Source organism: Streptomyces lucensis JCM 4490, assembly GCF_014650035.1.
Classification (GTDB): Bacteria; Actinomycetota; Actinomycetes; order Streptomycetales; family Streptomycetaceae; genus Streptomyces; species Streptomyces lucensis.
Window position 1 is genome coordinate 1 of sequence record NZ_BMUE01000018.1, and the last position, 25,140, is coordinate 25,140.

The following is a 25,140-nucleotide window of genomic DNA, read 5'->3' on the forward strand; positions in this document are numbered from 1 at the left end:
CCGCGATCTGCTGGAGCGTCGCGCCGATGTCCGACGTGCGGGTCGTCGTCATCGACTGGACCGATACGGGCGCGTCTCCGCCGACCGCCACGCTTCCGACCTGGATCTGCCGGCTCTTGCGGCGCTCGGCGAGCTTGGTCGGAACGGACGGCATGCCGAGAGAAATCGCAGTCATCTGCTGTGCAACCCCAAGTCGTGGATCAAGGTCCGGTCCCGTGAACGGCGGGCTCCAGGCTTCGAGATTACGGCACACGCCCCCGCGCGGGCACATCCCACCCCGGCGAACGGGCCCGGCGGAGGCGGCCCGGAACCACTGGGCTCCGGACCGCCGTGAACGCGGTATGGCTATGAGATTTTCACCGGGTTGACGACGTCGGCGACCAGGACCAGGACGGTGAAGCACACGAAGATCCCGGCCACCACGTAGGCCACCGGCATCAGCTTCGCCACGTCGAACGGGCCCGGGTCCGGCCGGCGCAGCACCCGCGCCACGTTCCGCCGCAGCGACTCCCACAGGGCGCCCGCGATGTGCCCGCCGTCGAGCGGGAGCAGCGGGAGCATGTTGAACAGGAACAGGGAGAGGTTGAACCCGGCGACGACGAAGACGGCCATGGCCAGCTGCTGCGAGGCGGGGATGTCCAGCGTGGCGATCTCGCCGGTGACCCGGGCCGCGCCGACGATGCCCATCGGGGAGTCCGGTTCACGCGGGCCGTCGCCGAAGGCCGCGTCCCACAGGGCGGGGATCTTGCCCGGCAGGGCGACGAGGGAGTCGACCGCGTCGCCGACCCGGTCGCCCATCCAGGTCACGGACTGGCCGAAGTCCTGCTTGACCACGCCGCGGGCCGGGGTGAAGCCGAGGAAGCCGGCCTTGACGTACTCGCCCTGGACGTAGGCGCCGCTGGAGTCCTTCTTGTTGACCTGGTTGGTGGCGATCTTCGCGTGCAGGGTCAGCTGGTGCCCCTTGCGGTCGACGACGATCGCCACGTCCTTGCCCGCGCTCTCGCGGATCCGGTCCGAGAGCGTGTTCCAGTCGTCGGTCGGCACGCCGCCGAAGGAGACGATCCTGTCGCCCGCCTTCACGCCGGCGTCGGCGGCCGGGGACGCCGGGTCGGACTTCTTGCAGCTGTCGCGGTGCTGGCTCTGCGCGATGACGCAGGGGGAGACGGATTCGACGCTGGTCGTCTCCTGCTGGATGCCGAAGCCCATGAGTACCGTGAGGAACAGGCCGATCGCGAGGATCAGGTTCATGAACGGGCCCGCGAACATGACGATGACCCGCTTCCACGGCTTGCGCGTGTAGAACATGCGCGTCTCGTCGCCCGGCTTGAGTTCCTCGAAGGCCGCCGAGCGGGCGTCCTCGATCATGCCGCGCCACGGTGAGGTGGAGCGGGCGGAGACCCGGCCGGCGTCGTCGGGCGGGAACATGCCGATCATGCGGATGTACCCGCCGAGCGGGACGGCCTTGATCCCGTACTCGGTCTCACCCTTCTTCCGCGACCAGACGGTCGGGCCGAAGCCGACCATGTACTGCGGGACGCGGATGCCGAAGAGCTTGGCCGTGGACAGGTGCCCCAGCTCGTGCCACGCGATCGAGACGAGCAGGCCCACCGCGAAGACCACTATGCCGAGGATGAACATCAAGGTCGTCATGCACGCGCCTCCGCGGTCGCCGTCGTGGCAGTCAGTTCGCGGGCCCGGGCCCGCGCCCAGGTCTCCGCTTCGAGGACGTCCGACACGGTGAGTGAAGTTCCCGCGACCGGGGTGCCGTGCTCCTCGACCACCCGGATGACGGTCTCCATGATGCCGTTGAAGGGCAGCGCGCCGCCCAGGAAGGCCTCGACGCACTCCTCGTTGGCCGCATTGAACACCGCCGGGGCGGTCCCCGCGAGCTGCCCCACGTGCCGGGCGAGGTTCACCGAGGGGAAGGCCTCGTCGTCCAGCGGGAAGAACTCCCACGTGGAGGCCTTGCTCCAGTCGAAGGCGGGCGCCGCACCGGGAACGCGTTCGGGCCAGCCCAGACCGATGGCGATGGGCCCGCGCATGTCGGGGGGCGTCGCCTGAGCGATCGTGGATCCGTCGGTGAACTCGACCATCGAGTGGACATACGACTGCGGATGCACGACCACCTCAATGCGGTCGAAGGGAATGTCGTAGAGGAGGTGCGCCTCGATGACCTCCAGTCCCTTGTTCACGAGGGTCGCCGAGTTGACCGTGATCACCGGGCCCATCGCCCAGGTGGGGTGGGCGAGGGCGTCCTGGACGGTGACGTCCGCCAGCTCGGCCCTGGTCCGGCCGCGGAAGGGGCCGCCGGACGCGGTGACGACCAGCTTGCGCACGTCGGCGCGGGTGCCGGCGGCCAGGGACTGGAAGAGGGCGGCGTGCTCGGAGTCGACCGGGATGATCTGCCCGGGCTTGGCGAGGGCCTTGACCAGCGGGCCGCCGACGATCAGCGACTCCTTGTTGGCCAGCGCCAGGGTGCGGCCGGCCTCCAGGGCGGCGAGGGTGGGCGCGAGGCCGATGGACCCGGTGATGCCGTTGAGCACGGTGTGGCACTCGGATCCGGCGACCTGGGTGGCCGCCTCCGGTCCGGCGAGGATCTCGGGCAGCGGCTCCCCGGTGCCGTACTCGGCGGCGAGCGCCTCGCGCAGCGCGGGTACGGCGTCCTCACGGGCGACCGCGACGGTGCGCACCCGCAGCCGGCGCGCCTGCTCGGCGAGGAGGGCGACCCGGCCGCCGTTGGCGGAGAGGGCGGTGACCCGGAAGCGGTCGGGGTTGCGCAGCACGAGGTCGATGGCCTGGGTGCCGATGGATCCGGTGGAGCCGAGGATCACCACGTCCTTGGGACCGTCCCCGGCGAGGGGGTCGTAGACGAGGTGCGGGTCGGCGAGGGGTGCCGGATGGGCGGGACTGTCGGTCATCCCCCCATTGTGGCCGCAAGCGGCGGGCGCCCGGACAGGGCGTCCCCCGGGCGGGTTTCCCGGCGGCTTTCGTCGCCGGACCGGGTGAATTCGCGCGCATCGGCTTCCCGCGCATGGCATCCTGCCCGCTGAAGCCCGTCACAGAGGGCCACAGGGGGAGGAGCCCACAACCATGAACCGCATGCGCACGACCATGACCGTCCTGGCCGCGGCGGGGGTCGTCACCGCCGCTCAGCTCGGTCTGGCCGGATCCGCGTCGGCCGCGACGCGTGCGCCGCAGAGCAGCAGCGGCTGCCCGGTGAACCTGGTCTACCCGAGCCGCTTCTACGTCGACTCGCACGGCTGGGTCACCAACGGCGGCCTGTACTTCGGGATCAAGAACAAGAGCACCACCAAGAGCTTCAAGAAGGTCACGTTCACGGTCACGAACGTCAAGAACATCCGCTTCGGCAAGGCCAAGCCGACCGGCGGCAAGGTCACCAAGAACACGACCACGACGGTGTCCGTGTACACGGCGACGCTGAAGAAGAAGGCCAGCCTGGGCGTGCGGGTGCCCTCGCACCTGCTCAACACCCGCTCCTACAAGGTGAAGTTCACCCTGAAGGGCACCGGCTGGAACTGCGCCTCGAACCAGGGCACCTGGGGCGTCTGAGTGCTATCCGGGGCACCCGGTGCGTGATCCCGGGTGCCCCGGTCCGGGCGGGGCGGCTCAGCCCTCGAAGGGGCGCCGCTCGTTCGGCCGTGCGGCGGGTCCGGGGGTCGCGTCCGCGATCCACGGGCCGTCGCCGGAGGGGTCGATGACACCCTCCTCCAGCCATGTGTAGGCCCCGCCGAGGACGCCCTTGACCACCTTGCGGTCGAGGTCGTCGGTGTTGGTCCACAGGCGGCCGAAGAGTTCCTCGATCCGGATGCGGGCCTGGCGGCAGAAGGCGTCGGCGAGCTGGTAGGCCTCGCGGCCGTGCTCGCCCTCGCCGCGCAGCCGCTCGGCGCGGACACAGGCCGCGCTCATCGCGAACAGTTCGGCGCCGATGTCCACGATCCGGCCGAGGAAGCCCTGCTTGGTCTCCATCCGGCCCTGCCAGCGGGACATCGCGTAGAAGGTGGAGCGGGCCAGCTTGCGGGCGGTGCGCTCGACGTAGCGCAGGTGGCCGGAGAGGTCGACGGCGTGCCGGAACTCGCCGTAGGAGGTGGGCAGCTGTCCGGGGCCCGCGACCAGTTTCGGCAGCCACTTGGCGTAGAAGACGCCCGCGTTCGCCCCGGCCCTGGCCTTGTCGGACAGGGACTTGTCGGGGTCGATGAGGTCACCGGCGACCGAGAGGTGGGCGTCGACCGCCTCGCGGGCGATGAGGAGGTGCATGATCTCCGTGGAGCCCTCGAAGATGCGGTTGATGCGCAGGTCGCGCAGGATCTGCTCGGCCGGGACACCGCGTTCGCCCCTGGCCCGTAGTGACTCGGCCGTCTCGTAGCCGCGGCCGCCGCGGATCTGGACCAGCTCGTCGGCCATCAGCCAGGCCATCTCCGAACCGTAGAGCTTGGCCAGGGCGGCCTCGATGCGGATGTCGTTGCGGTCCTCGTCGGCCATCTGGGAGGACAGGTCGAGGACGGCTTCGAGCGCGAAGGTGGTGGCCGCGATGAAGCTGATCTTGGAGCCGACGGCCTCGTGCAGTGCCACCGGCTTGCCCCACTGCTCCCGTTCGGCCGCCCACTCGCGGGCGATCTTCAGGCACCACTTGCCGGCGCCGGCGCACATCGCGGGCAGGGAGAGCCGGCCGGTGTTGAGGGTGGTGAGCGCGATCTTCAGCCCGGAGCCCTCGGGGCCGATGCGGTTGGCCGCGGGCACCCGGACCCGGTGGAAGCGGGTGACGCCGTTCTCGATGCCGCGCAGGCCCATGAACGCGTTGCGGTTCTCGACGGTGACGCCCTCGGAGGTCGCCTCCACCACGAAGGCGGTGATGCCGCCCTTGTGCCCCTCGGACTTCGGCACCCGTGCCATCACGACGAGCAGGTCGGCGACCACCCCGTTGGTGGTCCACAGTTTCACCCCGTCGAGGATGTAGTCGTCGCCGTCGGGCACGGCCGTGGTGGCCAGGCGCGCCGGGTCGGAGCCGACGTCCGGCTCGGTCAGCAGGAAGGCCGAGATGTCGGTGCGGGCGCAGCGGGGCAGAAAGGCGTCCCGCTGCTCCTGGGTGCCGAAGAGCTTCAGCGGCTGCGGTACGCCGATCGACTGGTGCGCGGAGAGCAGCGCGCCGACGGCGGGGCTCACGGAGCCGACCAGGGCGAGGGCCTTGTTGTAGTAGAGCTGGGTGAGGCCGAGACCGCCGTACTTGGGGTCGATCTTCATGCCGAGGGCGCCCAGTTCCTTCAGGCCGGTCACGACCTCGTCGGGGATGCGGGCCTCGCGCTCGATGCGGGCCGGGTCGATGACCGTCTCGCAGAAGGCGCGCAGCCGGGCGAGGAACTCCTCGCCGCGCCGGACGGACTCGCCGTCGGGGAGCGGGTGGGGGTGGATCAGGTCGAGCCGGAAACGCCCGAGGAACAGTTCCTTGGCGAAGCTGGGCTTGTGCCAGTCCTGCTGCCGGGCGGCCTCCGCCACCTGACGGGCCTCGCGCTCGGTGACGTTGGTGCGTGGGGTGGTGGTGGCGGACATGGAGGCTCACCTCGCCGCGAAGAGGGATGATTGCGGACCGTTCGCTACCGATCGGTGCTACTGGATCGTTGGTACCCGAAACGGCCCGGCCCCACCACCCCTCGCGCGTCCGAACGGCCGAAAGGCCTGCCGCGGTGCGGGGTCCGTTGTTCAGGCCGCGGTCCAGGCCTCGGTGCGGCCGACCTCGGTCGCCGTCCCCGCACCGGAGACGGGCCGGCGCGCCGTGGAGCGCCTGGTGCCAGTCTGGGGGGCGCGGCGCCGCAGTCGTGCTGCTGGACCGGCGCCGGCGCGGCGCCCTGACATCCCCGTGACCCGGGTGCCCCGCCGTAGGGGCCACGCCCCCTGCGTGCCTCGTCCCCGTTGTCCACGGCGTGCTCCAGCGGGCGCCAGGAGACGGTGCGGATCGAGCCGTGGGGCCCGGACGCGGTCCGGGTCCGCGCCCGGCTCGACGGCCCGGCCCGGGTATTCGGGCGTTCTGCGCTCAGGGGGCCCCGCGAGTTCCTACGCTTGCCTCACGACAGTGCGGCTGACGGGCAGTCAGGGGAGAACGTGGGCACGGAGATCGTTCAGGTGGTGGAGCAGGCCGGTCCGTATCTGACGGCGGCCGTCGGCGCGTACGGGGCGGCGGTGCTCGCCCGTGCCGAGAACGCGGCGGCCGACGCGACCGCCGACGTGGGGTGCCGGCTGCTGCGGGCGGTGTGGCGGCGCGGGGACGCGCGGCACCGGGCCGCCCTGGAGACTGCCGTGGCGGAGGCCGCCGCGGAGCCGGGCGACGCCGATGCCGCGGGTGCCCTGCGGCAGCAGATCAAGCGGGTGCTGCGGGAGGACCCGGAGCTGCTGAGCGAGCTGGCCGCGCTGCTGCGCACGGCGGGCGCGGTCACGGTGAACGTCTCGGGAACGCGGGCGATCGGCGCACGGAGCATCGGGATCGCGGTGTCCGGCGACCACAACACGATTCGTCCTCCGCGGTCGTGACACCGGCCGCACCGGCCGGCCCACGGCGCGAAGCCGAACGGCCGGAGCCCCCGCACAGTGGGCTCCGGCCGTTCTGCCCGACCTGTCCGTGGCAGGTCAGAGCGCGAGACCGGTGAGAACCAGTACGCGCTCGTAGGTGTAGTCCTCCATCGCGAACCGCACGCCCTCGCGGCCCACACCGGACTGCTTGGCGCCGCCGTACGGCATCTGGTCGGCGCGGTAGGACGGGACGTCGCCGATCACCACGCCACCGACCTCAAGGGCGCGGTGGGCGCGGAAGGCGACCTGGAGGTCGTGGGTGAACACGCCCGCCTGGAGGCCGTACTTGGAGTCGTTGACCGCGGCGAACGCCTCGGCCTCGCCATCCACCTTCTGCACGGTGAGGACCGGTCCGAAGACCTCCTCGCAGGCGATCGTCACGTTCGCCGGCACGTCGGCGAGGACGGTCGGCGCGTAGGAGGCGCCGTCGCGGTCGCCGCCGGTGAGCAGGGTGGCGCCGGCCTCGACCGCCTCCTTGACCCACGACTCCACGCGCTTGGCGGCGTCCTCGCTGACCAGCGGACCGACATCGGTCTTGTCGTCGGAGGGGTCACCGGTGGCCTGGGCCTCGACGGCGGCGACGATGCGCGGCAGCAGGCGGTCGTGGACGGATGCGTCGACGATCACGCGCTGCACGGAGATGCAGGACTGGCCGCCCTGGTAGTTGGAGAAGGTCGCGATGCGGGTCGCGGCCCAGTCCAGGTCGGCGTCGCTCGCGAAGTCGGCGAGGACGACGGCCGCGCCGTTGCCGCCCAGCTCCAGTGTGCAGTGCTTGCGCGGCACCGAGTCCATGATCGCGTAGCCGACCTTCTCGGAACCGGTGAAGGAGATGACCGGCAGGCGCTCGTCCTGGACGAGGGCGGGCATCTTCTCGTTGGCGACCGGGAGGATCGACCAGGAGCCGGCCGGCAGGTCGGTCTCGGCGAGCAGGTCACCGAGGATCAGGCCGGACAGCGGGGTGGCCGGGGCCGGCTTGAGGATGATCGGGGCGCCGGCGGCGATCGCCGGGGCGACCTTGTGGGCGCACAGGTTCAGCGGGAAGTTGAACGGCGCGATGCCGAGGACGACGCCCTTCGGGAAGCGGCGGGTGAGCGCCAGGCGGCCCTGGCCGCCGGCGTCGGTGTCGAGCCGCTGGGCCTCGCCGCCGTTGAAGCGGCGGGCCTCCTCGGCGGCGAACCGGAACACGGAGACGGCGCGGCCGACCTCGCCCCGGGCCCACTTGATGGGCTTGCCGTTCTCGGCGGAGATCAGCTGGGCGATCTCCTCGGTGCGCTCGGCGAGCCGCTTGCTGACGTGGTCGAGGGCCGCGGCGCGCACATGCGCGGGGACGGCTGCGAAGTCGTCCCGCACGGCGTACGCGGCGGCCACGGCCTCCTCGACCTGGTCGTCGGTCGGCACGCTGACCTTGCCGACGAGCCGGCCGTCCCACGGCGAGGTGACGTCGAAGGTGTCCTCGCCGGTGACCTGGCGGCCGGCGAGCCAGAAGGCGTGGGTGGAAGTCATTGAGTCGTCCCGGCCCTTCCGCGTTGTGGGTGTGCTTTCGGTTCGTGGTCCACGGTAGGGCGGGGGCGGGCGGGGGGCGCTTGTCCGAGTAGGAGCAGTCGGCGGGCGGGGTGCGCCGGATTGGCACGGTGGGCCGCGGGCGCCGGGCCACCCCGCCGCCCCGCGGGTCACTCCGCCGACGTGGCCTTCAGGGCGAGCCACAACTCCATCCGGACGTCGGGATCGTCCAGGCTGCGCCCCAGGATCTCCTCGACCCTCCGCATCCGGTAGCGCAGCGTGTGCCGGTGCACCCCGAGGTCGGCCGCGGCCGCGTCCCACTGGCCGTGCCGGGACAGCCACGCCCGCAGCGAGGCGACCAGGTCCCCGCGCCCCGTGGCGTCGTGCTCGTGCAGTGCCCGCAGCAACCCGTCCGCGAACGCCTTCACAGCGTCGTCGGCCAGCAGCGGCAGTACCGAGCCCGCGGCGAGCTGCTCGTGCTCGACCAGCACCCGGCCCCGCCGGCGCGCCACCGACAGCGCCTGCTCGGCCTGCTTGTAGGCGGCGGCCGCGGCTATCGGGCCGGCCGGCGCGGACAGCCCGACGACCAGTTCGTCCTCCTCCGCCGCCCCCTGCTCCGGCGTGGCCCGTGCCCGCTCCAGTCCCGCCGCGTGCGCGGCGCAGGCGGCCACCGCCGCTCCGCCGTCCGCGGCCAGCACCACCAGCCGCTCCCCCTCGGGCACGACGAGCACGGCCTCCCCGGACCGGGCGGCCGCCGACTCCACGGTTTCGGTGAGCCCGCCCAGCGGGTCGCCGCCGGACACCGACTCGGCGACGATTATCCGGAACGGCGCGTCCAGCAGCCCGCCGTACAGGTCGCCGGCGACGGCCCGCGCGTGGTCGGGCTCCCCGGCCAGCAGCATGCGCAGCACCGCCGTGCCGATGCGCTGCTCGGCCTCGTACAGGGAGCGGGAGCGTTCGGTGGTGAGGGTGAGCAGGGCGATCGCGGAGTGCACGGCGTACCGCTCGGCGGTGCCGAGGGCGGTGGCCGTGCCCACGGCGAGCGCCGCCCTCGGCCGCCGGCCGGTTCCCAGGGAGTGCAGCTCGACCCGGTCCTCGTGCTCGGGTCCGCCGACGACCGAGGAGGCGGGCGCGGGCCGCTCCCGGAGCCGTTCGACCTCGGCGGTGAGCCGGGCGGCGCGCCGGCCGGCCCACTCCGGCGCCGCCGCGACGACGGCCCCCGAGGCGTCGTAGAGCGCCGCCCAGCCGTCGACCTGCCCGGCGAGCGCGGTGAGCAGGCCTTCCGGCCCGGCGCCGAGGGCCTGCCGGGTCAGTTCGCGCTGGGCGGCGAAACCGGCCGTGACCGCGCGGTACTGGTCGGCGGCGATCGCCGCGGACACGGCCTTGCTGATGGCGAGGAAGGGGGTGCGGCGGGGCACCTCCAGCAGGGGCAGGCCCTCCCGTGCGCAGGCGCCGACCAGCGCCTCGGGTATGTCGTCGTAGTTGACGCCGACGGCGAAGCCGAGCCCCACGACGCCCGCCCCGGCCAGCCGCCGTACGTAGCGGCGCATCGCCTCCGGGTCCTCCGCGTCCAGCTTGAGCGCGGTGATCAGCAGCAGCTCGCCGCCCTCCATGTAGGGGACGGGGTCGGCCAGCTCGCTGACGTGCGCCCAGCGGACGGGCACGTCGAGGCGGTCCTCGCCCGCGCGCACGGTCAGCTTGAGCGCGGAGTGGTGGACGAGCGAGGCGAGGGTCGGGGGCATGAGGCCTTCACGGTGAGGGAGGTCCGGCGATCACGGTGATCTTTTGGCCGCAGCGTACGAACGGCCTACGCCGATTCTGCCTCACCGTACGATCGACTGCCGGTCCTCCGCCCGCTCCCGTCCGCCGGGCCCGCGCCCGTGCCTCATCCGCGCAGGTCCACCAGCAACGGCGGCGCGTGTTCCCCCCGCACGGTGGTCAGCGACAGCACGGCGTGCCCGGGCGGCACGCCGTGGGCCAGCTCGGACGCCGACCAGCGCTCCCGCTCGACCTGCCGGACGGTGACGGCCCGGGCCGTCGGAGCCTGTCCGGTGATGACCCGGCGCAGCATGTGCACGGCCTTCCCGGCCGGGGTCTCGGCGATGATCTGCCGGTCGGTGACGTCCCGGGTCTCGGTCCACTCCTTCCCCCAGACCTCGGCGAAGTCCTGCCCGTCCCAGGGGGTGAGCCCGGCCAGCGCCATCCGGCAGCCGGTGGCGCCGAGCAGCGGTCCGCGCAGCGGCCGGGGCACGTCGTCCAGGGTGCGCAGGGTGAGCACCGCGCCGGCGCCGGCCGACCGGAGCCGCTGGATGCCCCGCACGGCCTCCGGGGTGACGACACCGGAGGCGTCGTCGAGCAGCAGGCAGGCGAAGAGGGACCGGTCCTCCCGGGCCGTCACGGCGGCCGTGAACTGGGCGAGCACCAGCCGGGCGAGGATCCGGGAGGCGTCCGCGTGCCCGCGCTCGGGCAGGTCGATCCGCACCCGGACCGGGTGGTCGAGGGCCTTGAGCGAGAAGGGCCGGGTCTGGCCGGAGGTGTCGAAGAAGGAGGCGAAGGCCGGCCGGTCGAGCAGCGCGATCCGGTCGGCGAGCACCGTGCCGACGTCACCGGGGTGGGCCATCTGCCGCTCCCGGGCGTCGAGTTCCCTGAGCAGCGGCTGCTGCCCCGCGTCGGTCAGCGCCTTGCGCAGCGCGGCCAGCGGGCCGGGGGTGCCGTCGAGGAGCTGGCGCAGCTCGGGCACGGACGGGAACCGGTCGTGGACGGCGCGGAACGGGCCCAGCAGCTGGGCGAGGACCGTGGTGGAGCGGCGGCTGTCACCGCCCGGGTGCGGGTCGGCGAGGTCGCCGACGAGGGCCTCGGCGAGTATGGCGGCGGCCTCGTCGGGGTCGGTGGTGCCGCCGTAGAGGTCGAGGTCGTACACGGACTCGGGGTGGCCGATGCGCACGACGACGTCGTAGGACTCGGCCGGGCCGAGTCCGGCGCCCGCCGCGCCGACGACCACGGCGGAAGCGCGGCCGGCGAGGGCGTGCAGGCACAGGGACTCGGCGAGGGGCCGCACCACTGCGCCGGTCTTGCCGGAGCCGGCCGGGCCGACGGCGAGCAGGGAGGTGCCGAGCAGGTCGGGGTCGAGACCGAGGCCGGCGCCCCGGTACTGGAAGGGGTTGCGGGGGTCGTCGGCGGCGGTGCCGAGCCGGACCTGTCCGGCGAGCAGGTCGTGCCGGGCGTGCCGGGCGGGCAGGTCGCGTTCGCCGGAGGGGTGCAGGCAGGCGGCGGCGCCGTCCTTGAGCACGGCGCCGGTGAACGTGGCGAGGGAGTGCCGGCCCGACCGCACGCCCTGCCAGGCCCGGCTGATCCGGGCGTGGTCGACGTCCCGCATCAGCCCGGCCCTCGCCTCGGCGGCGAGCCGGTCGGCGGCGTCGTGCGCGCCGGCGGCGCGCAGGTGCGGGAACTCGGCGGGGTCGTGCTCGGGGGCGGGGGCCTCCGGCGCGGCCTGCGCGGGGCGCATCCGGGCGACGACGAAGCGCCGCCACACCTCGCCCCAGCGGCCGAGCCGGCCGACGACGACGGCGATGGCGAGGATGACCAGCAGCTGGTAGCCGTCGTACAGGAGCAGGTTGCCGATCTGGCTGTCGCTGCCGCGCCACGCGTCGGGGACGAGCAGGTCGAAGGGCACCCACCACCAGCTGCCGAGGTAGCCGTTCTGCAGCAGCGACCACATCAGCCAGCCCACGAGGAAGGCGATCAGCGCGCCGCTGAGCAGCTGCCGGGCCGGGGTCTCCTCGGGCTCCCGCTCCGGCCGCGGCAGGTGGCCGAAGCGCCACACGCCGGGCGCCGCCTGCGGCCGGGGTGCGCGCAGCCAGGCCAGGAAGGCGGAGCCGTCCGGCCTGGGCGGAGCCCCCGGCGGCATGGCGGGCATGGGTGGCACGGCACCCGCCTCAACGGGTGCCGCCGGGCGAGGTACCGGGTTCGCATGCGTGCCGCGTGCGTCCCGCGTCCCGTCGCTGTCCATCCGCCTGCCCCCTGACCAGCCGTTCCGTCCACTCTCAGCGAGTCAATCTAACGCCACGGCAAGGGGAGTTCACCGCTTACGCGGCCGAGAGGGGCCCCCGGCCGGGCGCACGCCGGCCCGCGGGCTATGTCCACGACGGACAACGGCGGCCGTCGACAACGCCCACATGGAGCATGCCCGCCCTCCGGTACCGGTCTTAGCCTGCGAGAAAAGAAGGCAAGCGTCCGTAATACCCCCCCAGGAGCCCCGCATGACCGCACTTCCGCAGGAGCGCCGCGTCGTCACCGCCATTCCCGGCCCGAAGTCGCAGGAGCTGCAGGCCCGCCGCACCGCCGTGGTCGCGCAGGGCGTGGGCTCCACGCTGCCGGTCTTCGTCACCCGCGCCGGCGGCGGCGTCATCGAGGACGTCGACGGCAACCGTCTGATCGACTTCGGCTCCGGCATCGCCGTGACGAGCGTCGGCGCCTCCGCCGAGGCCGTCGTACGCCGCGCGAGCGCCCAGCTCGCCGACTTCACCCACACCTGTTTCATGGTCACCCCCTACGAGGGCTACGTGGCGGTCGCCGAGGCCCTCGCGGAGCTGACCCCCGGCGACCATGCCAAGAAGTCCGCGCTGTTCAACTCCGGCGCCGAGGCCGTCGAGAACGCCGTCAAGATCGCGCGTGCGTACACCAAGCGGCAGGCCGTGGTCGTGTTCGACCACGGTTACCACGGCCGGACCAACCTGACCATGGCGCTCACCGCCAAGAACATGCCGTACAAGCACGGCTTCGGTCCGTTCGCCCCCGAGGTCTACCGCGTCCCGGTCGCCTACGGCTACCGCTGGCCGACCGGTGCGGAGAACGCCGGCCCCGAGGCCGCCAAGCAGGCCATCGATCAGATCACCAAGCAGGTCGGCCCGGACAACGTGGCCGCGATCATCATCGAGCCGGTGCTCGGCGAGGGCGGCTTCATCGAGCCGGCCAAGGGCTTCCTGCCGGCGATCCGCCAGTTCGCCGCCGACAACGGCATCGTCTTCGTCGCCGACGAGATCCAGTCCGGCTTCTGCCGCACCGGCCAGTGGTTCGCGTGCGAGGACGAGGGCATCGTGCCGGACCTGATCACGACCGCCAAGGGCATCGCCGGCGGTCTGCCGCTGGCCGCCGTGACCGGCCGCGCCGAGATCATGGACGCCGCGCACGCCGGCGGCCTCGGTGGCACGTACGGCGGCAACCCGGTCGCCTGCGCCGGTGCGCTCGGCGCCATCGAGACGATGAAGGAGCTCGACCTCAACGGGAAGGCCAAGCGCATCGAGGAGGTCATGAAGGGCCGCCTCGCCGCCATGGCGGAGAAGTTCGACATCATCGGCGACGTCCGCGGCCGGGGCGCGATGATCGCCATCGAGCTGGTCAAGGACCGCGCCACCAAGGAGCCGAACCCGGAGGCCACCGCCGCCCTCGCCAAGGCCTGCCACGCCGAGGGCCTGCTGGTCCTGACCTGCGGCACCTACGGCAACGTGGTGCGCTTCCTGCCCCCGCTCGTCATCGACGAGAACCTCCTGGGTGAGGGCCTCGACATCGTCGAGCAGGCCTTCGCGCGCCTGTGATCCCGCGCATCTGAGCGACTGGTCCGCACCTCTGAAGGGCGCCTGCGGCAGCCGTGTGAAGAAGGTGTGCGGGGTGGATGACGGGACGCGATTCCGTCTGCCCAAGCGCCTCGGGCTGCCGTAGGTTCTACCCAGATGAGAGATACACCCCGCTCACAGGGGACTGTGGGCGGTCTCAGGCCGGGGCCTCCCCAGCTTCGACCTGGTCGTGCCCTCGCGCACACAACCGGCGCCTGACGCCGGGATCTCCTCACCGATCGGACGGTCGCCGCCCCAAACCCCCCGGGGCGAGCGACGTTCCGGTCCGGACGGCCGCCCCGGAACCACCCCCCCTTGTTCCGGGGCGGCCGGCCTCCTTCACCCTCCTTCGCCCTCCTTCCCGCTCGTGGCGGCCGGACCTGCGAAGCTGGTTCCCGTGTCGACCTCAGTCCGCCGCCTGCTGCTCCTCGGTGTCCCGGCCGTCCTCTTCGCCCTGATCACCTGGCAGGTCGTCGTCCACGGCCCGCTGCTGCGGCTGGACGCCCGGCTCAGCCGCTCCCTCGTGCACCCTGACGGGTTCTCCCAGGCCCTGTCCGACCTCGGCAACGTCCAGGTCGCCGTCCCCGTGCTCGCCGCGTCTCTCACGTACGCCGCCTGGCGGGGCCGGTCCGGCGGCGGGGGCCGGTGGTGGCTGCCGCCCCTCGCCGCCGCCGTGCCGATGGCTCTGGTCCCGGCGATCGTCGTACCGCTGAAGGAGTGGACCGCCCGGCCGGGAACCCCCGTGGTGCCTCCGGGGGTGGGCTACTTCCCGTCCGGCCATACGGCGACGGCGGCGGTCGCGTACGGTTCCGCGACCCTGCTCCTGCTGCCGTGGCTGCGCTCCCCCGCCGCCCGCCGGGCCCTCGTCGGTGTCTGCGCGGCCCTCGTCATCGGCGTGTCCTACGGCCTGGTCCGCCACGGCTGGCACTGGCCGCTGGACGTGGTGGCCAGCTGGTGTCTGTGCACGGTGCTGCTGACCACCCTGTCCCTCGTGCTCGGCGTCAGCCGAAGTAGGCGTCGAAGTTCCGCTGGAACTCCCAGTTCGAGTAGCGGTCCCAGTTCACCGACCACGTCATCAGGCCCCGCAGCGCCGGCCACGTCCCGTGGGTCGCGTACGAGCCGCAGTTCGTCCTCTTCGTCAGGCAGTCCAGGGTCCTGGTGACCTCGGACGGGGAGAGGTGTCCGTTGCCCGCGTTGGTCGACGCCGGCATGCCGATGGCGACCTGGTCGGGGCGCAGCGGCGGGAAGACGTTGTCCGCGTCGCCGGCGACCGGGAAGCCGGTGAGCAGCATGTCGGTCATGGCGATGTGGAAGTCGGCGCCGCCCATGGAGTGGTACTGGTTGTCCAGACCCATGATCGGACCCGAGTTGTAGTCCTGGACGTGCAGCAGGGTCAGGTCGTCGCGCAGGGCGTGGACGACCGGTAGGTACGCCCCGCAGCGCGGGTCCTGACCGCCCCATTTGCCGGTGCCGTAGTACTGGTAGCCGTTCTGCACGAAGAAGGTCTCGGGCGCCATGCTCAGCACGAACTTCGAGCCGTACCTGGCCTTCAGGGTCTTCAGCGCCGAGATCAGGTTCACGATCACGGGGGTCGTGGGGTTCTTGAAGTCCGTGTCGTTCGCGTTCAGGGACAGCGAGTGGCCCTCGAAGTCGATGTCGAGGCCGTCGAGGCCGTACTCGTCGATGATCTTCGACACCGAGGAGACGAAGGTGTCGCGGGCGGCCGTCGTCGTCAGTTGGACCTGGCCGTTCTGGCCGCCGATCGAGATGAGCACCTTCTTGCCGGCCGCCTGCCTGGCCTTGATCGCCGCCTTGAAGTCCGCGTCGCTCTCCACGTTCGGGCACTCGGTGACGGGGCACCGCTCGAAGCGGATGTCGCCGGAGGTGGTCGAGGTCGGCTCGCCGAAGGCCAGGTCGATGACGTCCCAGCTGTCGGGGACGTCCGCGAGACGGGTGTAGCCGGAGCCGTTGGCGAAGCTCGCGTGGAGGTAGCCGACCAGGGCGTGGGCGGGCAGGCCGCCGGAGCCACCGGTGCCGGTGCCGGTCGTGGCCGTGACGACCGCGGACTTCGCGGACTCGCCGGCGTCGTTGCTCGCCGTGACCTGGAAGCCGTACGCGGTCGAGGCCGCGAGACCGGTGACGGTCGCCGAGGTGCCGCTCACCGTCTGCACCCTGACCCCGTCCCGGTAGACGGCGTAGCTCGTGGCGCCGGTGACCGCCGACCAGGACAGGCCCACCGAGGACGAGGTGACCGACGTGGCCCTCAGGCCGGTGGGCGGGGCGGGCGGCTGGCCGGTGGTGCCGCCGCCCGGGCCGACCAGCGAGATGTCGTCGGCGTAGTAGGCGCCGGTGCCGTACCAGCCGTGGGTGTGGATCGTGACCCTGGTGGTCGTGGCGCCGGTACGGAACGTGGTGGCGAGCTTCTGCCAGTCGGGGGCGGACTGGGTCCAGGCGGAGACGTCGGTGGTGCCGGTGCCGCTCGCGCCGAGGTAGACGTAGGAGCCCCGGACGTAGCCGGACAGCGTGTACTGGGAGTCGGGCTGGACGGTCACCGTCTGCGCGCACTGGGCGTTGTCGCTGCCGGCCGGGGTGGCCTGGAGCGCGTGATCGCCGCCGTGGACAGGGGTGTTCACCGTCGTACCGGCCGTGCAGGTCCAGCCGGTCAGACCGGACTCGAACCCGCCGTTGCGGCTGACGTCCGCGTCGGCCGCACGGGCGGCCGACGAGAGCGCGGTGAGGCCGGGCACGGCCAGCAGGGCGGCCGTGAGCAGGGCGAGGACGGATCTGGGGCGTCTGGCGCCGTGAGCGCGTCGGGCGCGGTCCACAAGGGCCTCCGGGGTCAGGGGAGTTGGAGGGGTGGAGCGCCCTCAACTTGGTCCAGACCAATCCGGTTGTCAAGGTGTCGGGGCGCTATCCGCCGGCTCCCCCGGGTCGCGTGGGCCCCGCCGCCGCCTCGTGCATGGCAAGCTCCAGCAGCATGGGGTCGGTGAGCGTGCCCGCCCCGTCCGGTGCGACCAGCCAGCGCACGCTCCGGGCCGCCCGGCCGGGGTGCGGTACGACGATCCAGGTGCCGGGACCGGCGGCGCGGATACCGGTGCCGAGCCAGTGGGCCGCGGTGCCGGGCGGCACGAAGAACCCGACCCGGCGATCGCCGAAGTCGGCGAGCACCGGGCCGGGCCGGTCGAGCACGCGCGTGAGGACGTCCAGCGTCCGGTGGCCGAGACCGCCCGGCAGGATCAGGACGTCCCAGGCCCTGCCCGCGGGCAGCAGGGCGACCCCGAGGGGGTCGCGCTCCCACGCCCGGCGGCAGGCCTCGGGGTCCGGTGCGGCGGATGCCAGCCAGTGGACCGCCGTCTTGCGCCCAGTCATCGGAAAGCCCCCCTCTCTCGTGTGCGACGCGAGCGCGCCGCACACGAGAGAGGGGGGCACAGCGGGGGCATTACGCGGGTTCGGCGGCTCAGCTGTCGAAGCCCAGCCCCAGCCGGTCCATCGCCCGCAGCCACAGGTTGCGGCGGCCGCCGTGCGCGTCCGCGCGGGCCAGCGACCACTTGGTCAGGGCGATACCGGTCCAGGCGAAGGGCTCCGGCGGGAACGGCAGCGGCTTCCTGCGGACCATCTCCAGCTCCGTCCGCTCCGTGCGCTCCCCGTCCAGCAGGTCCAGCATCACGTCCGCGCCGAAGCGGGTGGCGCCCACGCCGAGGCCGGTGTAGCCGGCCGCGTACGCGACCTTTCCCTGGTGGGCCGTGCCGAAGAACGCCGAGAAGCGGGAGCAGGTGTCGATCGCGCCGCCCCAGGCGTGGGTGAAGCGGACGCCCTGCAGCTGCGGGAAGCAGGTGAAGAAGTGGCCGGCGAGCTTGGCGTACGTCTCCGGCCGGTCGTCGTACTCGGCGCGCACCCGGCCCCCGTAGGGGTAGATCGCGTCGTAGCCGCCCCACAGGACGCGGTTGTCGGCCGACAGCCGGAAGTAGTGGAACTGGTTGGCGCTGTCGCCCAGCCCCTGCCGGTTCTTCCAGCCGATCTCCGCCAGCTGCCCGGCGCTCAGCGGCTCGGTCATCAGCGCGTAGTCGTAGACCGGGACGGTGTACGAGCGCACGCGCCGCAGCAGGCTCGGGAAGACGTTGGTGCCGAGCGCGACCTTGCGGGCGCGGACCGCGCCGTAGGGCGTGCGTACGGCCATGCCGGCGCCGTACTGCTTCAGCGTGAGCGCGGGCGTGTGCTCGTACACCCGGACCCCCAGCTCGACGCACGCCCGCTTCAGGCCCCATGCCAGCTTGGCGGGGTGGAGCATGGCCACGCCCCGGCGGTCCCACAGGCCCGCCTCGAAGGTGGGCGAGTTCACCTGCTCGCGCACGGCGTCGGCGTCCAGGAACTCGATGCCGTCGGCCAGGCCCTTCTCCGTCAGCTCGTGGTGCCAGTCGCGCAGCTCCGCGGCCTGGTAGGGCTCGGTGGCGACGTCGATCTCACCGGTGCGCTCGAAGTCGCAGTCGATGCCGTGCCGGGTGATCGCGGCCTCGATCCCGTCGAGGTTGCGCCGGCCCAGCTCCTCCAGCTTGTGGATCTCGCCGGGCCAGCGGGCCAGGCCGTTGGGCAGGCCGTGGGTGAGCGAGGCGGCGCAGAAGCCGCCGTTGCGGCCGGAGGCGGCCCAGCCCACCTCGCGGCCCTCCAGCAGGACGACGTCCCGCCCGGGGTCGCGCTCCTTGGCGTTGAGCGCGGCCCACAGTCCGCTGTAGCCGCCGCCGACGACCAGCAGGTCGCAGGTCTCGGTGCCGGTTAGCGCGGGCTCGGGGTGGGGCTTGCCGGGGTCTTCCAGCCAGTACGGGACCGGCTGGGCTTCGGAAAGAGAGGCGATCCAGTTGTCTTTGCCACGACTCATGGCGCTTGGGGCCATGATTTCAACTCCCTACGAAGGATGCGCGCCGGAAAGGCTCACGCCTTCTGCTTGTTCCGGCGGTTGCCGACGACCATCGAGGTCAGGACGAACAGCACGGCGACCAGGAACATGGCCGTGCCGATGACGTTGATCTGCACGGGCGTTCCGCGCTGCGCCGAGCCCCACACGAACATGGGGAAGGTGACGGTGGAGCCCGCGTTGAAGTTGGTGATGATGAAGTCGTCGAAGGAGAGCGCGAACGACAGCAGCGCGCCCGCGGCGATGCCGGGTGCCGCGATGGGCAGGGTGACCCTCAGGAAGGTCTGCACCGGCCCCGCGTACAGGTCCCGGGCGGCCTCCTCCAGGCGCGGGTCCATCGACATCACGCGCGCCTTGACCGCGACGACGACGAAGCTCAGGCAGAACATGATGTGCGCGATCAGGATCGTCCAGAACCCCAGCTGGGCGCCCATGTTCAGGAAGAGCGTGAGCAGCGAGGCCGCCATGACGACCTCGGGCATCGCCATCGGCAGGAAGATCAGGGAGTTCACGGCGGACCGCGCGCGGAAGCGGTAGCGGACCAGCGCGAAGGCGATCATCGTGCCGAGCAGGGTGGCTCCGACGGTCGCCCAGAAGGCGATCTGGAGGCTGAGGGACAGCGAGCCGCACATGTCGGCGACGCCGCACGGGTCCTTCCACGCGGCCGTGGAGAACTGCTGCCACTCGTAGTTGAAGCGTCCCTTCGGCTTGTTGAAGGAGAACACCGTGACGACGACGTTCGGCAGCAGCAGATAGGCGAGCGTCAGCAGTCCGGCGATGACGACGAGATGGCGCTTGAGCCAGGTGACGAAGGGCATTAGACCAGATCCTCCGTCCCGGAGCGGCGGATGTAGACCGTGACCATGAGGAGGATCCCGGCCATGAGGATGAACGAGAGGGCGGCGGCCGTCGGGTAGTCCAGGATGCGCAGGAACTGCGTCTGGATGACGTTGCCGATCATGCGGGTGTCGGTCGAGCCGAGGAGTTCCGCGTTGACGTAGTCGCCGGTCGCCGGGATGAACGTCAGCAGCGTCCCGGAGACCACGCCGGGCATCGACAGCGGGAAGGTCACCTTGCGGAAGGTGGTCCACGGCCTGGCGTACAGGTCGCCGGCCGCCTCGTGCAGCCGTCCGTCGATCCGCTCCAGCGAGGTGTACAGCGGAAGGATCATGAACGGCAGGAAGTTGTACGTCAGGCCGCAGACGACGGCCAGCGGCGTGGCCAGGACCCGGTCCCCGGCCGTCCAGCCGAGCCAGTCGGTGAGGTCCAGGACGTGCAGCGAGTTCAGGGTGTGCACGACCGGGCCGCTGTCGGCGAGGATCGTCTTCCAGGCGAGGGTGCGGATCAGGAAGCTGGTGAAGAACGGGGCGATCACCAGAATCATGATCAGGTTCCGCCAGCGGCCCGCGCGGAAGGCGATGAGGTAGGCCAGAGGGTAGCCGAGCAGCAGGCACAGGGCCGTCGCGGCGGCGGCGTAGGACACCGAGCGCAGGAACTGCGGCCAGTAGTCGACGAGCGCGTCCCAGTAGGTCGCGAAGTGCCAAGTGACCCGGTAGCCGTCCTCCAAGGAGCCCGTCTGCACGGAGGTGGAGGCCTGGTAGATCATCGGCAGCGCGAAGAAGACGACGAGCCAGAGCAGGCCGGGCAGCAGCAGCCAGTAGGGCGTGAGCCGGCCGCGCCTGCGCGGGGGCTTCTTCGCGGGTTCGGCCGGGGCGAGGGGCGCGGGCGCCTCGGTTAGCGTCATCAGGCGTCCGCCTCTTCCTCGGTGCCCGCGTCGATGGCCTGGGCCGCGTCCAGGCCGAAGGTGTGGGCCGGGCTCCAGTGCAGGACGACGTCCGCACCGGGGACGAGCCGGCCGTCCCGCTCGACGTTCTGGACGTACACCGCGAACTCGTCGCAGACCGGGCTGTCGATGACGTACTGGGTGGAGACGCCGATGAAACTGGCGTCGGCGATCTTGCCGGTGAGGCGGTTGCGGCCCTCCGGGATCGAGCCGGCGTCGTCGGCGTGGGTGAGCGCGATCTTCTCCGGGCGGATGCCTACCAGCACCTTCCCGCCGGCCGTCGCCGGGGCGGAACAGCGCGCCTGCGGCAGCACCAGCTTGCCGCCGCCCGCCCTGAGCACGATGTCGTCGCCGTTCTTCGCGTCGACCTCGGCCTCGATGAGGTTGGAGGTGCCGAGGAAGTTGGCGACGAAGGTGGTCCGCGGGTTCTCGTACAGGTCGGCGGGCGAGCCGAGCTGCTCGACCCGGCCCCCGTTCATCACGGCGACCGTGTCGGCCATGGTCATGGCCTCCTCCTGGTCGTGGGTGACGTGGACGAAGGTGATGCCGACCTCGGTCTGGATGCGCTTGAGCTCCAGCTGCATCTGGCGGCGCAGCTTCAGGTCCAGGGCGCCGAGGGGCTCGTCGAGGAGGAGCACCTTCGGATGGTTGATGAGCGCGCGGGCCACGGCGACGCGCTGCTGCTGGCCGCCCGAGAGCTGGTGCGGCTTCTTGCGCGCCTGCTCGCCGAGCTGGACCAGCTCCAGCATCTCCTCGACCTGCTTCTTCACGCTCTTGATGCCGCGCCGGCGCAGACCGAAGGCGACGTTCTCGAAGATGTCGAGGTGCGGGAAGAGGGCGTAGGACTGGAACACCGTGTTGACGGGGCGTTTGTACGGCGGCAGGTGGGTGACGTCCTGGTCGCCGAGGTGCACCGTGCCGGAGGAGGGCTCCTCCAGACCGGCGATCATGCGCAGGGTGGTGGTCTTGCCGCAGCCGGACGCGCCGAGCAGGGCGAAGAAGGAGCCCTCGGGCACGGTCAGGTCGAGCGGGTGCACGGCGGTGAAGGAGCCGTAGGTCTTGGAGATCCCGGAGAGGCGGACGTCGCCGCTGTTGTCTGTCTTCATGGTCGTCACGCCCCTGTGAGCTTCGCGAACTTCTCTTCGTAGGCCGTCTCTTCCTTCTGGCTCAGTGAGCGGAAGGCGTGGGACCTGGCCTGCATGGCCTTGTCGGGAACGATCAACGGGTTGTTCGCCGCGTCCTCGTCGAGCTTCGCGAGGTAGGGCTTCACACCGTCGACGGGGGTCGCGTAGTTGATGTACGCGGCGAGCGCGGCGGCCTGCCGCGGCTCGTAGTAGAAGTCGATCAGCCGCTCGGCGTTCGTCTTGTGGCGCGCCTTGTTGGGGACCATGAGGTTGTCGGTCGACGTCATGTAGCCGCTGTCCGGGATGACGAAGTCGACGTCGGGGCTGTCCGCCTTGAGCTGGACCACGTCCCCGGCCCAGGCGACGCAGGCCGCTATGTCGCCCTTGGTGAGGTCCGAGGTGTAGTCGTTGCCGGTGAAGCGGCGGATCTGGCCCTTGTCGACGGCCTTCTGCAGCCGGGCCACCACCGCGTCGAAGTCGTCGTCGGTGAACTTCGCCGGGTCCTTGCCCATGTCGAGCAGCGTCATGCCGATGCTGTCGCGCATCTCGGACAGGAACGAGACGCGGCCCTTGAGCTTCGGGTTGTCGAGCAGGTCGGAGACCGACCTCACCTCGATGCCGTCGAGCGCCTTCTTGTTGTAGGCGATGACCGTCGGGATGCCCTGCCACGGGTAGGAGTAGGCCCGCCCGGGGTCCCAGTCCGGGTTACGGAACTGGGAGGAGAGGTTGGTGTAGGCGTTCGGCAGGTTGGAGGGGTCCAGTTTCTGGACCCAGCCGAGGCGGATCAGGCGGGCGGCCAGCCAGTCCGTGAGGACGATGAGGTCGCGGCCGGTGTTCTGGCCGGCGGCGAGCTGCGGCTTGATCTTGCCGAAGAACTCGTTGTTGTCGTTGATGTCCTCGGTGTACTTGACCGTGATGCCGGTCCGCCCGTGGAAGGTGTCGAGCGTCGGGTGGTGCTTGCCGCTGTCGTCGACGTCGATGTACTCGGTCCAGTTGGAGAAGTTCACCACCTTCTCGTCGGCCGAGTGGTCCGCGGCGGACGTGCCGCCCTGCGTCTTTCCGGCCGCGGGGATGCCGCAGGCGCTCAGCGCCCCGAGGCCGCCGACCGCGAGCGCGCCGCTCGCGGAGGCCCGCAGCAGCGACCGGCGGGTCATGGCGGCCCTGCCGCTTCGCAGGCTGCGCCGCATGGCGGCCACCTGGGCCGGGGTCAGGCGGTCGGGCTCGTACTGCTCCATGCGCGTGGTGCCCTTTCGGGAGGGGTCGGCCTGGTCCTGGCCGGGTCGGTCTCTAGCGGTCCCCGAAGACGGTGCGGTGCCAGTCCTTCTCTGCCACCGCCGTGTTGTCGAACATTACGTGCTTGACCTGCGTGTACTCCTCGAACGAGTACGCCGACATGTCCTTGCCGAAGCCGGAGGCCTTGTAGCCGCCGTGCGGCATCTCGCTGATGATCGGGATGTGGTCGTTGATCCAGACGCAGCCCGCCTTGATCTCGCGGGTGGCCCGGTTGGCGCGGTAGACGTCGCGACTCCACGCGGAGGCGGCGAGCCCGTACGGGGTGTCGTTGGCCAGCCGGATGCCGTCATCGTCACCGTCGAACGGCAGCACGACCAGCACGGGACCGAAGATCTCGGACTGGACGATCTCGCTGTCCTGCGCGGCGCCCGCGACCAGGGTGGGCCGGTAGTAGGCGCCGTTCGCCAGGTCGCCCTTGGGCGCCTCGCCGCCGGTCACCACGCGCGCGTAGGCCCGCGCACGGTCGACGAACCCGGCGACGCGGTCCCGCTGGGCGTGCGAGATGAGCGGCCCGAGATCGGTTCCGGGAGCGAAGGGGTCCCCGAGCCGTACGGTCTCCATCAGCGCGGCCGTCCGCTCGACGAACGCCTCGTACAGCGGGCGCTGCACGTACGCGCGCGTGGCGGCCGTGCAGTCCTGACCGGTGTTGATGAGCGCACCGGCGACTGCACCGTGGACGGCCGCCTCCAGGTCGGCGTCGTCGAAGACGACGAAGGGCGCCTTGCCGCCCAGTTCCAGGTGGAGCCGCTTGACGGTGGCGGTGGCGATCTCGGCGACCCGCCGGCCGACCGCGGTGGAGCCGGTGAAGGAGGTCATGGCCACGTCCGGGTGCCCGACCAGGTGCTCGCCGGCCTCCCTGCCCGTCCCGGTGACGATGTTGATCACACCGTCCGGGATGCCCGCGTCCGTGGCGGCCTGGGCGAAGAGCAGCGAGGTCAGCGGGGTCAGCTCGGCGGGCTTGAGCACGATGGTGTTGCCCGCGGCGATCGCCGGAAGGATCTTCCAGGCGGCCATCTGCAGGGGGTAGTTCCAGGGCGCGATGGACCCGACGACCCCGATCGGCTCGCGCCGGACGTACGACGTGTGGTCGCCGGAGTACTCACCGGCCGACTGCCCCTGCAGGTGCCGGGCGGCGCCCGCGAAGAACGCGGTGTTGTCGATCGTCCCCGGCACGTCGAACTCACGCGTGAGCTTGAGCGGCTTGCCGCACTGCAGGGACTCGGCGCGGGCGAGGTCCCCGGCGCGGTCGGCGAGCACGGCGGCGAACCGGTGCAGGGCGTCCGAGCGCTCGCCCGGAGTGGCGCCGGACCAGCCCGGGAAGGCCTCGCACGCGGCGGCGACGGCCGCGTCGACGTCGTCGGCGCCGGCCAGGTCGTAGGTGAACACCTCCTCGCCGGTGGCCGGGTCGACCACGGCGTGGGTGCGGCCCGAGGTGCCCTTCGTCAGGCGTCCGGCGATGAACTGCGCGCCGTCCGCGAACCGGTCCTGCGCGGGAAATCGTTCCGGGGTGGCGGTGCCCGGGTTGTGCATGTCGCTCTCCTCCGCCGTTCCGCCCCGTCCCGGGGGGCGGGTGGCGTAGCTCCAGCTCGATTTGAGTGCCGATCCTGACAGAGGGACTGGACTCCAACAAGTGATTCCGTTGTTGCCTTTTGGTTACGCGACGGAATCTGTCGACCAGGTGTCGAGTCGGCACCGAAAAGGGCGGACGGAGTGTCAGTGGTGCGTGCCACACTCGCGTGCATGGGGAAGATCGACGGGGTGGAAGCCCTGATCAGGGAGGTCCGGGCCGGACGTCGGGTGAAGTACCTGCACTTCTGGGGGCACCGGCCGCGGCCGGACGGCCGGATCGGCGCGAGCTGCCTGAGCCAGTGGTGGCCGTCACCGTTCGTGGTGGACGGGGTGCGGTACGCGACGGCCGAGCACTGGATGATGGCGGGCAAGGCCCGGCTGTTCGGCGACGCCGACGCGGAGCGGCGGGTGCTGGCCGCGGAGCACCCGTCGCAGGCGAAGAAGGCCGGGCGACTGGTCCGCGACTTCGACGAGGCGACGTGGGAGCGGGAGCGCTTCGGGATCGTGACCGCGGGCAGCGTGCACAAGTTCGCGGCCGACGACGCGCTGCGGGCGTTCCTGCTGGGCACCGGTGGCCGGGTGCTGGTCGAGGCGAGCCCCGTGGACCGTATATGGGGCATCGGCCTCGCCGCGGACGACGAGGCCGCCGGGGATCCCGAGCGCTGGCGCGGCCCGAACCTGCTGGGCTTCGCCCTGATGGAGGCGCGGGAGCGACTGGCAGGCACGCTCGCCTGAGCCGGCGGGCTCGGGGGGTGAGCCGGCGGCGCTCGG

General features: G+C 71.9%; 19 protein-coding genes and 1 pseudogene. 5 read left to right on the forward strand and 15 right to left on the reverse strand.

Annotation, left to right across the window (positions count from 1 at the left end):
- From IE177_RS29765 to dxr, 3 genes are all read right to left on the reverse strand, one after another.
- On the reverse strand, positions 1-175 hold a 175-nt coding region (locus tag IE177_RS29765; RefSeq protein ID WP_189290373.1), incomplete at its 3' end, for a flavodoxin-dependent (E)-4-hydroxy-3-methylbut-2-enyl-diphosphate synthase.
- A 170-nt stretch (positions 176-345) separates the two neighbouring features.
- A complete protein-coding gene (locus IE177_RS29770; RefSeq protein WP_190018586.1) occupies positions 346-1,650 on the reverse strand; it encodes a M50 family metallopeptidase in 1,305 nt (434 codons plus the stop codon).
- Complete coding sequence (gene dxr, locus IE177_RS29775) at positions 1,647-2,918, reverse strand: 1-deoxy-D-xylulose-5-phosphate reductoisomerase (RefSeq protein ID WP_190018587.1); 1,272 nt, start codon at positions 2,916-2,918, stop codon at positions 1,647-1,649. The genes IE177_RS29770 and dxr overlap by 4 nt, the downstream gene beginning before the upstream one ends.
- 172 nt (positions 2,919-3,090) lie before the next feature.
- On the opposite strand from dxr, the gene IE177_RS29780 reads away from it, so the two are divergent.
- On the forward strand, positions 3,091-3,570 hold the full coding sequence (locus IE177_RS29780; protein WP_190018588.1) for a hypothetical protein: 480 nt from the start codon (positions 3,091-3,093) through the stop codon (positions 3,568-3,570).
- Positions 3,571-3,627: 57 nt separating this feature from the next.
- On the opposite strand, the gene IE177_RS29785 is transcribed toward IE177_RS29780, so the two are convergent.
- On the reverse strand, positions 3,628-5,565 hold the full coding sequence (locus IE177_RS29785) for an acyl-CoA dehydrogenase family protein (protein ID WP_190018589.1): 1,938 nt from the start codon (positions 5,563-5,565) through the stop codon (positions 3,628-3,630).
- A 549-nt stretch (positions 5,566-6,114) separates the two neighbouring features.
- Between IE177_RS29785 and IE177_RS29790 the strand changes: the two genes are divergently transcribed.
- Entirely contained in the window at positions 6,115-6,540 is a 426-nt protein-coding gene (locus tag IE177_RS29790) for a hypothetical protein (protein WP_190018590.1), read from the forward strand.
- A 96-nt stretch (positions 6,541-6,636) separates the two neighbouring features.
- Here the strand turns inward: IE177_RS29790 and IE177_RS29795 are convergent, their stop codons facing one another.
- The 3 genes from IE177_RS29795 to IE177_RS29805 form a co-directional block, all read right to left on the reverse strand.
- Positions 6,637-8,082 (reverse strand): aldehyde dehydrogenase family protein, encoded by a 1,446-nt coding sequence (locus IE177_RS29795; RefSeq protein WP_190018591.1) that lies wholly within the window; start codon positions 8,080-8,082, stop codon positions 6,637-6,639.
- 167 nt (positions 8,083-8,249) lie between these two features.
- Positions 8,250-9,821, reverse strand: coding sequence for a PucR family transcriptional regulator (locus IE177_RS29800; RefSeq protein WP_190018592.1), 1,572 nt, complete (start codon positions 9,819-9,821; stop codon positions 8,250-8,252).
- A gap of 143 nt (positions 9,822-9,964) precedes the next feature.
- Entirely contained in the window at positions 9,965-12,088 is a 2,124-nt protein-coding gene (locus IE177_RS29805; protein ID WP_190018593.1) for a type IV secretory system conjugative DNA transfer family protein, read from the reverse strand.
- A gap of 250 nt (positions 12,089-12,338) precedes the next feature.
- Here IE177_RS29805 and gabT point away from each other — a divergent pair, with 250 nt between their 5' ends.
- Positions 12,339-13,673 carry a 4-aminobutyrate--2-oxoglutarate transaminase gene (gabT, locus tag IE177_RS29810; protein ID WP_190018594.1) on the forward strand — a complete coding sequence of 445 codons (1,335 nt, stop codon included), beginning with the start codon at positions 12,339-12,341 and terminating at the stop codon, positions 13,671-13,673.
- Between the two features lie 697 nt (positions 13,674-14,370).
- Positions 14,371-14,619 (forward strand): annotated as a pseudogene (locus IE177_RS35275) (phosphatase PAP2 family protein); the annotation flags it as partial.
- A 73-nt stretch (positions 14,620-14,692) separates the two neighbouring features.
- Here IE177_RS35275 and IE177_RS29820 read toward each other — a convergent pair.
- The 8 genes from IE177_RS29820 to IE177_RS29855 all read right to left on the reverse strand — a co-directional run bounded on the left by IE177_RS29820 (position 14,693) and on the right by IE177_RS29855 (position 24,330).
- Positions 14,693-16,516, reverse strand: coding sequence for a chitinase (locus tag IE177_RS29820; protein WP_190018595.1), 1,824 nt, complete (start codon positions 16,514-16,516; stop codon positions 14,693-14,695).
- Between the two features lie 85 nt (positions 16,517-16,601).
- Complete coding sequence (locus IE177_RS29825; RefSeq protein ID WP_190018596.1) at positions 16,602-17,060, reverse strand: bifunctional DNA primase/polymerase; 459 nt, start codon at positions 17,058-17,060, stop codon at positions 16,602-16,604.
- Positions 17,061-17,148: 88 nt separating this feature from the next.
- Positions 17,149-18,579, reverse strand: a complete 1,431-nt coding sequence (locus tag IE177_RS29830) for an NAD(P)/FAD-dependent oxidoreductase (protein WP_190018597.1) — start codon at positions 18,577-18,579, stop codon at positions 17,149-17,151.
- A gap of 38 nt (positions 18,580-18,617) precedes the next feature.
- Complete coding sequence (locus tag IE177_RS29835) at positions 18,618-19,418, reverse strand: ABC transporter permease (protein ID WP_190018598.1); 801 nt, start codon at positions 19,416-19,418, stop codon at positions 18,618-18,620.
- Positions 19,418-20,347 carry an ABC transporter permease gene (locus IE177_RS29840; protein ID WP_190018689.1) on the reverse strand — a complete coding sequence of 310 codons (930 nt, stop codon included), beginning with the start codon at positions 20,345-20,347 and terminating at the stop codon, positions 19,418-19,420. The genes IE177_RS29835 and IE177_RS29840 overlap by 1 nt, the downstream gene beginning before the upstream one ends.
- Positions 20,344-21,498, reverse strand: a complete 1,155-nt coding sequence (locus tag IE177_RS29845) for an ABC transporter ATP-binding protein (RefSeq protein WP_190018599.1) — start codon at positions 21,496-21,498, stop codon at positions 20,344-20,346. Before IE177_RS29845 ends, IE177_RS29840 begins: the two co-directional genes overlap by 4 nt.
- Complete coding sequence (locus IE177_RS29850; RefSeq protein WP_190018600.1) at positions 21,495-22,742, reverse strand: ABC transporter substrate-binding protein; 1,248 nt, start codon at positions 22,740-22,742, stop codon at positions 21,495-21,497. Before IE177_RS29850 ends, IE177_RS29845 begins: the two co-directional genes overlap by 4 nt.
- A 52-nt stretch (positions 22,743-22,794) precedes the next feature.
- Complete coding sequence (locus IE177_RS29855) at positions 22,795-24,330, reverse strand: gamma-aminobutyraldehyde dehydrogenase (RefSeq protein ID WP_190018601.1); 1,536 nt, start codon at positions 24,328-24,330, stop codon at positions 22,795-22,797.
- Between the two features lie 210 nt (positions 24,331-24,540).
- On the opposite strand from IE177_RS29855, the gene ybiA reads away from it, so the two are divergent.
- A complete protein-coding gene (gene ybiA / locus IE177_RS29860) occupies positions 24,541-25,104 on the forward strand; it encodes a riboflavin biosynthesis intermediates N-glycosidase (RefSeq protein ID WP_190018602.1) in 564 nt (187 codons plus the stop codon).
- Positions 25,105-25,140: the final 36 nt, after the last annotated feature.

Coding starts and splice junctions, on each gene's coding strand:
- IE177_RS29855 (WP_190018601.1), bottom strand. CDS start 24,330: ATGCACAACCCGGGCACCGCCACCCCGGAACGATTTCCCGCGCAGGAC.
- IE177_RS29800 (WP_190018592.1), bottom strand. CDS start 9,821: ATGCCCCCGACCCTCGCCTCGCTCGTCCACCACTCCGCGCTCAAGCTG.
- IE177_RS29850 (WP_190018600.1), bottom strand. CDS start 22,742: ATGGAGCAGTACGAGCCCGACCGCCTGACCCCGGCCCAGGTGGCCGCC.
- IE177_RS29825 (WP_190018596.1), bottom strand. CDS start 17,060: ATGACTGGGCGCAAGACGGCGGTCCACTGGCTGGCATCCGCCGCACCG.
- IE177_RS29835 (WP_190018598.1), bottom strand. CDS start 19,418: ATGCCCTTCGTCACCTGGCTCAAGCGCCATCTCGTCGTCATCGCCGGA.
- ybiA (WP_190018602.1), top strand. CDS start 24,541: ATGGGGAAGATCGACGGGGTGGAAGCCCTGATCAGGGAGGTCCGGGCC.
- IE177_RS29770 (WP_190018586.1), bottom strand. CDS start 1,650: ATGACGACCTTGATGTTCATCCTCGGCATAGTGGTCTTCGCGGTGGGC.
- IE177_RS29830 (WP_190018597.1), bottom strand. CDS start 18,579: ATGGCCCCAAGCGCCATGAGTCGTGGCAAAGACAACTGGATCGCCTCT.
- IE177_RS29805 (WP_190018593.1), bottom strand. CDS start 12,088: ATGGACAGCGACGGGACGCGGGACGCACGCGGCACGCATGCGAACCCG.
- IE177_RS29780 (WP_190018588.1), top strand. CDS start 3,091: ATGAACCGCATGCGCACGACCATGACCGTCCTGGCCGCGGCGGGGGTC.
- gabT (WP_190018594.1), top strand. CDS start 12,339: ATGACCGCACTTCCGCAGGAGCGCCGCGTCGTCACCGCCATTCCCGGC.
- IE177_RS29785 (WP_190018589.1), bottom strand. CDS start 5,565: ATGTCCGCCACCACCACCCCACGCACCAACGTCACCGAGCGCGAGGCC.
- dxr (WP_190018587.1), bottom strand. CDS start 2,918: ATGACCGACAGTCCCGCCCATCCGGCACCCCTCGCCGACCCGCACCTC.
- IE177_RS29795 (WP_190018591.1), bottom strand. CDS start 8,082: ATGACTTCCACCCACGCCTTCTGGCTCGCCGGCCGCCAGGTCACCGGC.